General features: G+C 63.6%; 11 protein-coding genes. 7 read left to right on the forward strand and 4 right to left on the reverse strand.

Translation table 11 applies throughout. The features are described from left to right. Positions 1-389: 389 nt before the first annotated feature. Positions 390-1,583: an NnrS family protein gene (locus tag AB5Y91_RS13335; RefSeq protein ID WP_368170000.1), complete on the forward strand. Its 1,194-nt coding sequence runs from the start codon at positions 390-392 to the stop codon at positions 1,581-1,583. A 3-nt stretch (positions 1,584-1,586) separates the two neighbouring features. On the opposite strand, the gene AB5Y91_RS13340 is transcribed toward AB5Y91_RS13335, so the two are convergent. Continuing rightward, on the reverse strand, positions 1,587-2,156 hold the full coding sequence (locus AB5Y91_RS13340; RefSeq protein WP_106885618.1) for a helix-turn-helix domain-containing protein: 570 nt from the start codon (positions 2,154-2,156) through the stop codon (positions 1,587-1,589). A 116-nt stretch (positions 2,157-2,272) separates the two neighbouring features. On the opposite strand from AB5Y91_RS13340, the gene AB5Y91_RS13345 reads away from it, so the two are divergent. Further along, positions 2,273-3,424, forward strand: coding sequence for a benzoate/H(+) symporter BenE family transporter (locus AB5Y91_RS13345; protein ID WP_368170001.1), 1,152 nt, complete (start codon positions 2,273-2,275; stop codon positions 3,422-3,424). A gap of 147 nt (positions 3,425-3,571) precedes the next feature. Next, the gene (locus AB5Y91_RS13350) at positions 3,572-4,636 is read left to right on the forward strand and encodes a DUF3103 family protein (protein WP_368170002.1); all 1,065 of its coding nucleotides are present in this window, start codon (positions 3,572-3,574) and stop codon (positions 4,634-4,636) included. A 121-nt stretch (positions 4,637-4,757) separates the two neighbouring features. Here the strand turns inward: AB5Y91_RS13350 and AB5Y91_RS13355 are convergent, their stop codons facing one another. Further along, positions 4,758-5,228: an Lrp/AsnC family transcriptional regulator gene (locus AB5Y91_RS13355; protein ID WP_025325515.1), complete on the reverse strand. Its 471-nt coding sequence runs from the start codon at positions 5,226-5,228 to the stop codon at positions 4,758-4,760. A 160-nt stretch (positions 5,229-5,388) separates the two neighbouring features. Between AB5Y91_RS13355 and AB5Y91_RS13360 the strand changes: the two genes are divergently transcribed. Next, positions 5,389-5,907, forward strand: a complete 519-nt coding sequence (locus AB5Y91_RS13360; protein ID WP_368170003.1) for a tyrosine-protein phosphatase — start codon at positions 5,389-5,391, stop codon at positions 5,905-5,907. A 97-nt stretch (positions 5,908-6,004) separates the two neighbouring features. On the opposite strand, the gene metA is transcribed toward AB5Y91_RS13360, so the two are convergent. After that, on the reverse strand, positions 6,005-6,952 hold the full coding sequence (gene metA / locus AB5Y91_RS13365) for a homoserine O-succinyltransferase (protein WP_111910712.1): 948 nt from the start codon (positions 6,950-6,952) through the stop codon (positions 6,005-6,007). Between the two features lie 144 nt (positions 6,953-7,096). On the opposite strand from metA, the gene AB5Y91_RS13370 reads away from it, so the two are divergent. Together AB5Y91_RS13370 and AB5Y91_RS13375 are read left to right on the forward strand one after the other, a co-directional pair. After that, the gene (locus AB5Y91_RS13370) at positions 7,097-8,335 is read left to right on the forward strand and encodes an HD-GYP domain-containing protein (protein WP_171275315.1); all 1,239 of its coding nucleotides are present in this window, start codon (positions 7,097-7,099) and stop codon (positions 8,333-8,335) included. Positions 8,336-8,362: 27 nt separating this feature from the next. Next, the gene (locus AB5Y91_RS13375) at positions 8,363-9,514 is read left to right on the forward strand and encodes a competence/damage-inducible protein A (RefSeq protein WP_368170004.1); all 1,152 of its coding nucleotides are present in this window, start codon (positions 8,363-8,365) and stop codon (positions 9,512-9,514) included. Between the two features lie 7 nt (positions 9,515-9,521). On the opposite strand, the gene AB5Y91_RS13380 is transcribed toward AB5Y91_RS13375, so the two are convergent. Continuing rightward, on the reverse strand, positions 9,522-10,037 hold the full coding sequence (locus AB5Y91_RS13380) for a metal-dependent hydrolase (RefSeq protein WP_368170005.1): 516 nt from the start codon (positions 10,035-10,037) through the stop codon (positions 9,522-9,524). Positions 10,038-10,449: 412 nt separating this feature from the next. Here AB5Y91_RS13380 and AB5Y91_RS13385 point away from each other — a divergent pair, with 412 nt between their 5' ends. Further along, positions 10,450-12,114 (forward strand): FapA family protein, encoded by a 1,665-nt coding sequence (locus AB5Y91_RS13385; protein WP_368170006.1) that lies wholly within the window; start codon positions 10,450-10,452, stop codon positions 12,112-12,114. The last annotated feature ends 127 nt before the right edge of the window (positions 12,115-12,241 follow it).

Below are 12,241 nucleotides of genomic sequence, written 5' to 3' on the forward strand. Positions count from 1 at the left end.
TTTGATGTTCGATGCTGTGAGTGCCCACACAGATTGCTTGATTCAAATTGTTAAAGAGCGTCACGCTTATCGCGTTGAGGAGGCGCATCTTACGCTCCTCACTTCGAAAGTCAAGCGGTTGCTTTCGCTTTTCTTTCGGCGCCCACTTCGCTAGGAAGCTGGCTCATCAGTTCGGCGTGTTCCGCCGTGCTGGTAGGGGCGCATTATAGGGAGCCGCGCCGGGATGACAAGGGCTTTTTCACCTTCACTGCTCGTTCGCTCAGTTCTGCAGCAAGACGTTCCTTTTTTGCCCACTGCCCCGCCCGAAACGCCATTCCCTGGATTTAAATTGAACATTTGAAAAGCAACTTTATAATGGGCTTTTCAAATGTTCAATTAAGGTTGCTGTCATGCACCAGATCCTCGATAGCCATAAGGAAGAGCAGATAGTCCCGCTGTTCCGCTTGGGGTTCCGCCCCTTCTTCCTGCTCGGAGCCCTGTTTTCCTGCCTGGCCATGCTGGGTTGGCTAGGACAGCTTAATAACTGGTTCGCCCTGCCCGGTATTGGCAATCCCATCTGGTGGCACGCTCATGAGATGTTGTTCGGCTTTGGCGCCGCCATAGTTGCGGGGTTTCTGCTGACTGCCGTCCAGAACTGGACGGCTCATCCCGGCGTTCGCAGCTGGCCATTGGCACTGATCGTGGGATTGTGGGTGCTGCCAAGGTGCCTGCTCCCCTGGCTTGGAGAAGATAATCTCATTCTGATGGCACTGGATCTGGCCTGGTTGCCGCTCTGTGCCTGGTTCCTCGCCAAGCCCGTCATCATGACGCGCCAATGGCGCAACCTCTTCTTTGTCCCCCTGCTCCTCATAATGACACTGCTCAATGGCGCCAGCTGGTTATGGCGAGATGAGTGGAGCGCAGTGGAACATCTGCTCATCACGACGGTACTGCTGTTCACCACCCTGATCGCCGTGATGGGCGGACGTGTCATTCCCTTCTTTACCGCCAGAGGCACGGGTCAGGAGAAGGCGGCTCCCAGCCCTTGGCTGGAGCGCGGGGCCTTGGCCTCTCTCTGGTTGATCCTGCTGCTCTGGCTGCTGCCTGACTCATGGACCAACTCTCTATATATGGTGCCTCTATATATAGTGGCAGCCGGCTTGCACCTGGGCAGGCAACTGCGCTGGCGACCCGGCACCACCCTGGCACAGCCCCTGCTATGGTCGCTGCACCTGGCTTATCTGTTTATCCCCCTTGGCCTGCTCGCCCTCGCGGCCCAGGCTGCGGGGCTGCCTCTCAGCTTGTCCCTCGCCAGTCACCTGCTCAGTGCTGGCTGCATGGGCACCATGATCCTCGGGATGATTGCCAGGGTGTCACTCGGTCACAGCGGCAGGGCCCTGCACGTCGGGCGCAGGATAACCCTGGCATTCGCGCTGGTGATCTTCTCTGCCTTCGTGCGGGTCTTGCTCCCTCTGTATTGGCCCAGCTTGACGCTGACGGGATGGAACCTGAGCGGCTGGAGCTGGATAGCGGCCTATGGCCTGTTTGTCTGGGTTTACACCCCCATCCTGACCCGCCCCAGAGCGGACGGTCGTCCGGGTTAGCCATCAGGGGCGAGTGGCGGGATAGTGGATCAGGTTGTGGAAAACGGCCGGGGCTATTCCCAGATTGCGGTAACCGTGGGGACGGTCGGCGGCGAAGCGAACGGCTTCCCCCTGATCCAGTGAACGCCACTGCCCATCGACCAGCACCTCCATCGCCCCGCTGATGACGATGACATGTTCGGTCACCCCGGGTTCGTGGGGTTCAGATTCCCGTTGATAGCCGGGTAGCAGGGTCAACTCGAACAGCTCGAAACCGAACCGGCCTTCATAGGGGAACAGCGGCGCCACCTGCATGCCTTCGCCCGCCGGTTGCTGGCGAATATCATCGGCGATGCGATAGAGCGTTTCCCCCGTCACTGCCGGGGTCGGCTCGATAAAGCTGGAGAAGGAGACCCGAAACCCGGTGGCTATCTTCCACAGGGTCGCCACCGTCGGGCTGGATTCCCCCCGCTCTATCTGCCCCAGCATGGCCTTGCTCACCCCGGTCTCACGGGCAGCCACATCCAGACTCCACCCCAGTTCGGCGCGCAGCCCTTTCAATCGCTGAGCCAGATGCCGATTCATCTCCTGCATACGCCCTCTCCCGAATGCTGCATCTTCACCTTGTGCGTTATAGCGCACATCACTATAGTCAAAGCCATATTGTACGCAATAACGCACAAGCTATCAGCATACACAAGGACGTCGCTATGCCCTTTGCTCTCCCTCACCTTGTCGCAGGCCTTATCGCCGTTCTGGTTGGCTATACCAGTTCGGTCGTTCTGATCATTCAGGCGGCTACCGCCGCCGGCGCCGATGCAGCCCAGGTATCCTCCTGGCTATGGACGCTGGGTATCGGCATGGGCGTGAGCTGCATCGGCCTCTCCCTCTATTACCGCATCCCCGTGCTGACTGCCTGGTCAACGCCGGGGGCCGCCCTGCTTATCACCAGCCTGGGCAATTTCAGCCTGGCGGAGGCCATAGGTGCCTTCATCATCTCCTCCTTGCTGATCACCCTGTGCGGCATCAGCGGCTGGTTCGACAGGCTGATGCGCCACATTCCGGCTCCCCTGGCCGCCGCCATGCTGGCCGGGGTGTTGCTCAGATTCGGGCTGGACCTGTTCAAGGTGGCCCCCCAGGATCCCCTGCTGCTTAGCGCCTTGCTGCTGGCTTTCTTGCTCGGCCGCCACCTCTGGCCACGCTATACCATGGTGCTGGTCCTGGCCACCGGCATGCTGCTCTGCGCCCTGAGGGGCGAGTTGCAGCTGACTGAGATCCACTGGCAGCTCTCCAGCCCGGTGTGGATCTCGCCAACCTTTTCCATCAACGCCATGCTGGGGATAGCGCTGCCGCTGTTCCTGGTCACCATGACGTCGCAAAACATGCCCGGCATCGCGATCCTCCGTGCCCATGGTTATCAACCGGCCACCTCCTCCCTGATCGGCTGGACCGGCCTTACCGGTCTGCTGCTGGCCCCGTTCGGTGGTTACGCCTTCAACCTGGCCGCCATCACGGCCGCCATCTGCATGGGCAAGGAGGTGGATCCCGACGCCGCTCGCCGCTGGCCCGCCGCCGTGTGGGCGGGTTGCTTCTACCTGCTGACCGGTTGCTTCGGGGCGACTGTGGTCGCCTTGTTCAGCGCCTTTCCCACTGCGCTGGTGACCTGCGTGGCCGGGCTGGCACTGCTCGGCACCATAGGCAGCAGCCTGCACGGGGCGCTGCAGCAGGATGAAGAGCGGGAAGCCGCGCTGCTCACCTTCCTCATCACGGCCTCGGGGATCAGCCTGCTCGGTGTCGGTTCCGCCTGCTGGGGATTGCTGGTCGGCGTGGCGCTGCATCAAGTCAACCGACTCCGCGCCTGACCTGACCATCTGGGGAGACCCCAGTGAGACACAGCACATAATTCGGCAAGAATGGTTCACAGGCGAACCCCATTCCCGTCTAGTGAGGAGGAGGCGCAGATTCTTCCCGATACGCGCCTCTGTCAGACTCAATACTGGAGAAGAAGAATGAGGAATCAGGCTGTCATTTTATTGCTGACCCTGCTGGGCACCGCCAGTGCCCATGCCGCCGACACTGACAGGGAGCTGGCACGCCAGCTCGCACTGCAGCAGAAGAATCTGTTGCCCCTGCTCGCCAATCAGGAGTACCAGAGTCCGCTGCCCAACCTGCTGCAAAAGGCGAGCCCACGCCTCAAACGGCAGGCCACCGATGCCAATCAGGCCGCCATCAACCGGCAAGGACTGGAGGGTGAAGTCAAACAACTGATGCAGTTGCGACTGGCCAACCCCGAGCAGGCCAATGCGCTCAAGCAGGGAACAGAGCCGCTGATTGCCTACGTGCCGAGCGGCGATGAGAAGAGCTGGAGCGCCATCGAAGCCTTCGATGGCGCCGGCAATCCGGTCTACCTCGATGTGAACCAGCCACCGGCGCGACCCGTGCTGGTAGTGGAGGCCGATCCCGTCAAGGCCAAGAATGCCGGTCTGAAGGTGATGCGCAAGGCGCTGGCTGCCGCCGACATGCAAGTAGCCCCCCGTGCTGCCGGCAACACGGCGCCCCTCAAGACCAGCATTCTCAAGAAGATCAGGCTCAGCGATGATCAGGAGCCCTGGTTGCTCGGCACCGCCGAGGTCTACGCCGTCGTGGCCGGGGTCAATCCCGGCCGGGACGAACCCGTGGTGGACATAGTCGACATGCCCTACCTCGACCATGACAACACGGATTACAGCCCGAACCAGATCCTGGTGTACTGGGATCGCTATCGCTGGGGCGCGGTCGACCTCGTCATGATGGAGCAGGATGACAACGTCAACTACAAGGAGCTGAGCGCCCTGTTGATCGAGGCGCTCAAGCTGGGTTTCACCGCAGGTGGTGTGCCGGAAGCCCTCCCCTTCCTCGATCTCGGCGGCCGCATCGTCAAGGCGCTGCCCGACTCCTGGATGACCAACAACGACGACTACCTGGATACCTTCTACACCCTGGAGCAGGACCAGAGCTATCACCAGTATCCCGGCGCCGCCGGCAATGCGGTCATCACGCTGGAGCCCAAGGAGATCCAGCCGACCAGACCCTGATCATCACCCATAGCAAAAAGCCAATGAGGCAGCTCATTGGCTTTTTTTCGTTTCTGTACCAAGGGGCTCAAGGCCAGCTGAAATGATGCAAACCTATTTCAGGGTTAGGCTTCCCTGACGCTCAGGGGTGAGTGAAGCAGGGCAGGGAGCGGCTGAACCTGTGCTCGAACACCAGGGAGGTCTCGAGGTGCACCACCTCTTCCCGGGAGGTGAAGTGATCGAACACGAAATTGCGCAGGTGCTCGGTGTCGGCGACGCAGAGGTGCACCAGGAAATCATCCTTGCCACCCATGTGAAACAGGCTGATCACCTCGGGCAACGCCAGTATGGCATCGCGAAACGCATCTATGATCTGCCGGCTGTGGCGCGCCAGCTGCAGGGAGACCATGGCCTGGATATGGCCGCCCAGGGCCTGATAATCCACCTCGCAGTGAGCGCCCTTCAGCACCCCGTCCTGTTGCAGCTTGCGCACCCGCTCCAGGCAGGTGGAGGGAGCCACCCCGACTAGGGCCGCCAAATCCTTGTTGGTCATGCCCGCATCGCGAAACAGATGGGCCAGGATGTCCAAGTCCAGTTGATCCAGGTTTCTCATCTCTACTCCTTCCATCGCTCAATTTTTTTAGACTCTGCCCGTAAACCGGGCCGAACACAACGCAGATTGACATCGCACCCGCGCCCTCTATGCTGTGCCGCACTCAAACAGGGGGCCAACAAGTTCGTTTGACACCCGCCTAGCACCGACAAGGATCCTCATGCTCAGTGCCCACCCCTTCTGGAGCCTGGAGGTTCCGCGCCTCGACGGTCAGCTGTTGCTTACCCCCTGCCCCGGCAACCAGCAGGTTGCCATGCCCCTCGCCCTGGCCCAGTTGCAGCTGGCCGGTGCCGGCGGTGTGCTCACGCTGATGACGGAGGATGAGCTAGCAGCACGCGGCGCAGGGTCCCTCGGCTCACTGGTCAGGGCCAGGGGCATGGCCTGGTTCCACCTGCCCATAGCGGACGATGAGGCCCCCGATGAAGCCTTCGAGCAAGCCTGGCCCCCCGTGCTGCCGCAACTGCTCTCCCTGCTGCGCGAGGGCAGACACCTGGCCATGCACTGTCACGGAGGGAGCGGCCGCACCGGGCTGGTGGCGGCCCTGCTGCTGATGACCCTGGGCCAGCCCCAGCCGGAGGCCATGGCCGCCATCCGGGCCAGTCGGCCCGGCGCCTTCACCCTGGCCTGCCACCGTCACTGGCTCGACACCCGAGGGCGACGGCTGGCCGGGGCCGACTGAAGGGTGCCCTGGCCCTTGGGCTGCTGATTAAGTGAACACCTTGCCGATGTCCTCCAAGCGATGGCGGACCATCGCGGGTAAGCCGGCCCGACGACACCTAGCCCTTGGGTTGCTCGTAGGTAAACACCTTGCCGATGTCCTCCAGCCGATAGCTGGTGAGCTGATAGACGTAGTAGTTGAGCCAGTTGGAAAACAGCAGGTGGCCGTGGCTGCGCCAGGTGGCGCGCGGAGTCTGGCCGGGATTGTCGTCCGGGTAGTAGTTGACCGGGATGACGGGGGTGAGCCCAGCCGCCAGATCCCGCTGATATTCGCCATCCAGGGTCAGGGCATCGTATTCCGGGTGGCCGGTGACGAACACCTGTCGGCAATCCTTGGTCGCCGCCAGATAGACCCCAGCTTCCTCTGATTCGGCGAAGATCTGCAGATCGGTGTGGGCGCGGATGAGGTCACCGTCGAAGGCCGCATAACGGGAGTGGGGGGCGACGAACTCGTCATCGAAGCCACGCAGCAGCGGCTCGTGCTCGTCGAGGCGGTGGTGGCGATAGACCCCTGACAGCTTCTCGCCATGGGTCTGCTTCTCCATGCCGTAGAGCGCCTTGAGCGCCGCCTGCACCGCCCAGCACAGGAACAGGGTCGAGGTCACGTGCTGATGGGACCACTCGATGATCTCGACGATGCGCGGCCAGTAGACCACCTCCTCGAACTCCACCAGCCCGAGCGGCGCCCCCGTGATGATCATGCCGTCGTAGTTGTTGCCACGCACCTGCTCGAAGTCGTGATAGAAGTTCTCCAGGTGCGCCTGGGGCGTGTTCTTCGACTCCCGATCGTCGATGCGCAGCAGATCCACATCCACCTGCAACGGCGAGTTGGAGAGCATCCGCATCAGCTGGATCTCGGTCTCTATCTTCTTGGGCATCAGGTTGAGGATGAGCACCCGCAGCGGACGGATGTTCTGGGTGACGGCCCGGGATTCCGTCATCACGAAGATGTTCTCCTGCCCCAGCACTTCGGCGGCGGGCAACTGGTCCGGGATCTTGATCGGCATGCTGACTCCCTGTACTGCATCGGTAAATATGTCTGGACATCTAGAAGCCTATAATAAAGCGCTCATCCTGTCATCAGATACCTTTTGTATTCACCCCTGCCTTTGACTAGCATACGGCTCTGTGTGTCTCTCGTGCCCAACCCCATGACAGGAATCAAGATCTCGGTAGATCGGCTGCAAGTCGGCAATTACGTCTCCCTGCCACTGGGATGGCGCGAGCACCCTTTCCTGTTTTCCAGCTTCAAACTCAAGAGTGAAGAGGAGATAGAGCTGATCCGCCGGCTCGGTCTCAAGCTGGTGACCATCATTCCCGACAAGAGCGACGCCCCCCCCAAGCCACTCGATCAGGTGCAGCCCGCACCGGATGGCACTGACGATCTCGTCGGCCGCCAGCAGGAGATGCAGCAGGAGAAGGCCAGGCGCATCGAGCAGTTGCAGCGCTATCGCCGGGATCTGCAGCAGTGCGAGAAGCATTTCCAGCAGTCCCTGGCCCAGGTGCGCAACCTGATGGGCAAGATCCAGTCCCGCCCCCTCAACGCCATCAATGAGGCCCAGGAGCTGATCAACGCCATGACGGAGCAACTGCTGTCGGTGGACGAGATGGTGCTGCACCTGGTGTCGGGCAGCGAGGATGGCAACAGCCTCCAGTTCCACTCCCTCAACGTCAGCGTGCTCAGCATGCTGCTGGCCAGGGAGTGCAAGTTGCCAGCCGAGGCTATTCGCCAGGTCGGCATGGGGGCCCTGTTCCACGACATCGGCAAGCTGAAGATCCCGAGCCAGATCCTGCGCAAGACAAGCCCCCTGACCAAACCGGAGCAGAACCTGATGGCCCAGCACCCGCGCTATGGCCTGGAGCTGCTGAGCCTGGCCAGCGGTTTCCCGGAGCCGGCGAAGCGCATAGTGCAGTACCATCACGAATATCTGGACGGCAGCGGGCCACAGGGGCTCAGGGGGGATCAGCTCGACCCCCTGACCCAGATAGTGTCCCTCATCAACGAGTACGACAACCTCTGCCACCTGCAGGCCAAGGTGCCCTACTCGGCCCTCGGCAACCTCTACAAGCAGCGCAAGGCCCAGTTCAACACCGACCACCTCGGCATGCTGATCCGCCTGATGGGCATCTACCCGCCCGGCAGCGTGGTGCAGCTCTCCAACGGCCAGGTCGGGCTGGTGATGTCGGTCAACGCCTCCCGCCTGCTCTACCCCGCCGTGCTGGTGTACGATCCCCGCATCCCGCGCCAGGAGGCGGCCATCATAGATCTCGAGCAGGCCGAGCTGACGATTGCCAAGGTGATCCACCCCAAGCGACTGCCCCCGGCGGTGTTCGAGTACCTCAACCCACGCACCCGGATCAGCTACTACTTCGAGCACAACAAGCCCTGATTGGGGTCCACCATCCAAGGAGTCTGCATGCGTATCGAGATCATCAGCACGGGGGACGAGATAGTGACCGGCCTGGTGGTGGACACCAACGCCGCCTGGCTCAGCGCCCTGCTGCTGGAGCAGGGCTGGCAGGTGCGCCGCCGCCTCACTGTGGGGGACAACCTCGCCGATCTGAAGGCCGCCTTGCAGGAGAGTGCCAGCCGGGCCGAGGTGGTGCTGGTGTGCGGGGGCCTGGGCCCCACCGCGGATGATCTCACCGCCCAGGCGGCGGCCGAGGCCTTCGGCCAGCCCCTGACCCTGTTCCCCGACTGGCTCGCCACCATGGCCGAGCGCTACGCCAGCCGGGGCCGCACCATGGCCCAGAGCAACAGCAAGCAGGCCTGGCTGCCCCGGGGCTGCGAGATCCTCGACAATCCGGTCGGCACCGCCTGCGGCTTCCTGGTCAGCCACGGCCAGAGCCGGCTCTTCTTCACCCCGGGCGTGCCGTTCGAGTTCAAACAGATGGTGTGCGAGCAAATCCTGCCGCGCCTCAAGGCGCTGGCGGGGGAAGAGACGGACACAGAGCTGCGCCGCTTCTATACCTTCGGCGTCTCGGAGTCCGCCCTCTCGGACAAGCTGGATGCGGCGCCCTGGCCTGCGGGTATCGAACTCGGCTACCGCTCCTCCATGCCCCTCATCGAGCTGAAACTCATCGGCCATGGGGCCAGCGCCGCCGACATGGCCGCCGCCGAGGCGCGCCTGCTCGGGGAGATAAGTCCCTGGCTGGTGGGACGGGGGAACGAGGAGCCGGCGCAGCAGATCCTGGCCCTGCTGGGGGCGCGGCCGCTGTGGCTGCAGGAAGGCGAGAGCCGGGGCGCCCTGCTGGCCATGTGCCACCCCCATCCGGTGCTGGAGGCCAGCTTCAGCCACAGCCTCCCCTGCGAGCTCGACCAACTGACGGGGAGCGGACAGGAACCCAGCCTGACCGTAGGCAGTGCGGGCCCAGGCGGCGTGCCGCTGCTGCTGTGTGCAGACGGCCAGCGAATCGGCCAGAGGGTGAAGCTAAGTCACCCGGATCCCGAGAGCGGCCGCCGGATCCTCGCCTTCGCCGCCCTCGACATGCTGCGCCGTCACCTGCAGGGCCTGCCGGTGCTCGCCGACTACCTCACCCTGACCAGAACCGCCAGCCGCATCGACTGATACCGGGCTAGAAGGCGCCTAAGCCCGCGCTCCCATGCACCCAGTACCCGGCGAGCGCCAGGGTCAGCAGGCAGAAGGCCTTCTCGTAGCCCCCGCCGCTCTTGAGGGGCAGGCCGGGCAGCCGAAAGCGTCGGCGCCAGGGCCAGAGCAGGGGAATGCCCGCCGGTGTGAGCCAATCCCCGAGCAGGTGGCTGAGGTAGCCGACGATGAGGGCGTCCTTCATCACCCCGGACAGAGGGCCGGGTGCCTGAAACTGCGCCAGCCCCCATATCCCCAGGCCCACCGCCAGCAGGCTGTGGGTGAAGCCGCGATGGCCGAACAGGCGGGAGAGCGGCCCCGAGATCCAGGGCAGTTGCCGGCCGAGCAGGGATTGGGGGTGATCGAGATCCGGCAGCAGGGCGCTGGCCAGGGCCATGGGCACTATGTGCCACAGGCTGCCTTCTGCCAGGGCCGGAGTGAGTTCGACCTTGTGGGCAAGCAGGGCGCAGGTAACGGAAAACAGCAGGTGGCCTTGGGCGGTCATGGGGCTCGTTCGGTTGGACAAGAGGGCAGTATGGTCGCAGCGACCGGCATCAGCGCCTCGGGGCGGCGGCAGATTAAAATCCCTTGAACCTCCCCTTGCAAGGTGAATCGTATCGCCACCCTGAACTTGATGCCCGTCGGGGGCGGCAGTCGGTGAAATAGTCAGCAGATACCGCCAAAAACACCTCATTTGACACTCAGCAAGCCGCCGCGCCTTCGCCATCGGCCCAACTCCCCGTCACACAGGATTTCCTCAACCCGGCTCACCCATTTGCACTCGGCTCGTTGACCCGGACGGCGAAATGTCAGAATACTGCGGTTCTTGGCCGCCCTGGCGGCATCGACTCTTGGCAAGGATCCCGCCCCCGGCCACAGGGGGGCTAGCCGGATCGGGACAACGAAGGAGGATCCCGGTGTTAAGCAAAGCGTGGTTTCAGCTGTCGGCAGACATGACCTATGTCTGTCTGCGCATTACCCCGGGTCTCACCGAGCCCGTCCAGGAGCAACATGTCCTGGCCCTGCTGCGGCTCTCCAACTGCCGACGCTATCAGCCCCTCGACGAGGGGATCCGGCAGGCCGTCGCCCTGCTCAACACCCTGCTGACCCAGCCGGACGCCCCCTCCCACCCTCCCGTGCCCATAGCCCAGCGGCAGGATGCCCGGCTCCTCGTGCTGGTCGACAAGGATCAGATGAGCGCCAGCGCCCAGATCACCGCCGACTGGGGCGGCAACCCCCTGACCCTGGCGCAGTTGCAGGAGGCCGTGGCGGCGAGCCCAATCAAGCAGGGGGTAAGCGAGCGGCTGCTCGCCGCCGCCATCAAGGCCGCCAGCGAGGCGGCGCCCGGCGCCCGGCTCAACCCCGTCATCGCCCTGGGCAAGGCGGCCAGGCACGGCCAGGATACCCGGCTGGAGCGGCTGGTGGAGACGGCGGCGGAGCGGATCCTGAGGCCCCAGGAGGTGGACCACGGCAAGGTGGACATGCGCGATCTCGGCACCCTGCTCACCGTCAAGGCGGGCGCCCCCCTGATGCGGCGCCACCCCGCCACCCAGGGCATAGACGGCTTCACGGTGACGGGCCAGGTGCTGCCTGCCCGCCACGGCAAGGAGAGCGCCATGACGGCGGGAGAAGGAACCTGTTTCTCCCCCGAGGATCCGGATCTGCTGCTGGCGACCCGTGCCGGGCTACCTTGCCAGGAACGGGCCGGCATGAGGGTGGACGAGGTGCTGAGCGTCAAGCAGGTCGACATCCGCCACGGTCACGTCATGTTCGAGGGCTCCCTGCTGGTCACCGGGGACGTCATGCCCGGCATGCGGATCAAGACCAGCGGCGATGTGGTGATAGGGGGCTTCGTCGAGGGGGGCTATATCGAATCTGGCGGCACCATCACGGTGCGCAACGGCATCATAGGGCGCAAGCTGGAGGGGGACCAGTACCTCTGCCACCTCAACGCCGGGGGCGAGATCCACGCCAGCTATGCCCAGTACGCCAGGCTGGAGGCCGATGGCGACATCCATATCCAGAGCCAGCTCAGCCACAGCTATTGCCGCAGCGGCCAGGACATCAGGGTCGGGGACAGCGCCATGCGCAAGGGCCACCTCATCGGCGGCATCAACATCGCCAACCGCCTCATCATGGCACCCGTGCTCGGGGCCTCGGCGGCGAACCGGACCCGGCTGCAGATCCTTGGCGGCTACTTCAGCCACAAGGAGCAGGAGCAGGCCCTGCGTCAACGCAAGCAGGCCTGCCGGGAGCAGCTCGACAAGCTGCAGGATCTCATCCTGCGGCTGCTGCAACTGCCCGGCGACAAGCGCAATCCCGAGACCCTGAAGAAGATCAAGGAGCTGCGCACCCGTCAGCTGGACGAGAGCAAGTCCCTTGACGAACAGCTTGCCGAGGCGCAGCGCGAGCTGCAGGCCCTGATGGCCAACATGGACATCATAGCCACCCAGCGCCTCTTCCCCGGCGTCGAGGTGGAGATGGCCCATCACCACAACAGGGTCGACATAGAACACGGCCCCATCCACTTCGCCATCCGGGAAGATCAACTGCAACTAACCCCTTACGAGGGCCAGCACTGAGAGGCGCCATGGCCCCTCTTAAGCGATGGCGGCGTGATCCCGGCGGCGATTTTCGCTACACTCGGCCTCCCCTTGGCCCCATAGGGCGGGCCGGCCAGACTCAGGTAGTGAGAAGATGTACAAGCTG

This window comes from Aeromonas sp. R4-3 (assembly GCF_040908275.1).
Classification (GTDB): domain Bacteria; phylum Pseudomonadota; class Gammaproteobacteria; order Enterobacterales; family Aeromonadaceae; genus Aeromonas; species Aeromonas rivipollensis.

Bases quoted from the DNA above. Each gene is read 5' to 3' on its own strand.
- AB5Y91_RS13355 (WP_025325515.1), bottom strand. From the start codon at position 5,228: ATGAGAAACCTGGATCAACTGGACTTGGACATCCTGGCCCATCTGTTT.
- AB5Y91_RS13360 (WP_368170003.1), top strand. From the start codon at position 5,389: ATGCTCAGTGCCCACCCCTTCTGGAGCCTGGAGGTTCCGCGCCTCGAC.
- AB5Y91_RS13340 (WP_106885618.1), bottom strand. From the start codon at position 2,156: ATGCAGGAGATGAATCGGCATCTGGCTCAGCGATTGAAAGGGCTGCGC.
- metA (WP_111910712.1), bottom strand. From the start codon at position 6,952: ATGCCGATCAAGATCCCGGACCAGTTGCCCGCCGCCGAAGTGCTGGGG.
- AB5Y91_RS13350 (WP_368170002.1), top strand. From the start codon at position 3,572: ATGAGGAATCAGGCTGTCATTTTATTGCTGACCCTGCTGGGCACCGCC.
- AB5Y91_RS13375 (WP_368170004.1), top strand. From the start codon at position 8,363: ATGCGTATCGAGATCATCAGCACGGGGGACGAGATAGTGACCGGCCTG.
- AB5Y91_RS13370 (WP_171275315.1), top strand. From the start codon at position 7,097: ATGACAGGAATCAAGATCTCGGTAGATCGGCTGCAAGTCGGCAATTAC.
- AB5Y91_RS13380 (WP_368170005.1), bottom strand. From the start codon at position 10,037: ATGACCGCCCAAGGCCACCTGCTGTTTTCCGTTACCTGCGCCCTGCTT.
- AB5Y91_RS13345 (WP_368170001.1), top strand. From the start codon at position 2,273: ATGCCCTTTGCTCTCCCTCACCTTGTCGCAGGCCTTATCGCCGTTCTG.
- AB5Y91_RS13335 (WP_368170000.1), top strand. From the start codon at position 390: ATGCACCAGATCCTCGATAGCCATAAGGAAGAGCAGATAGTCCCGCTG.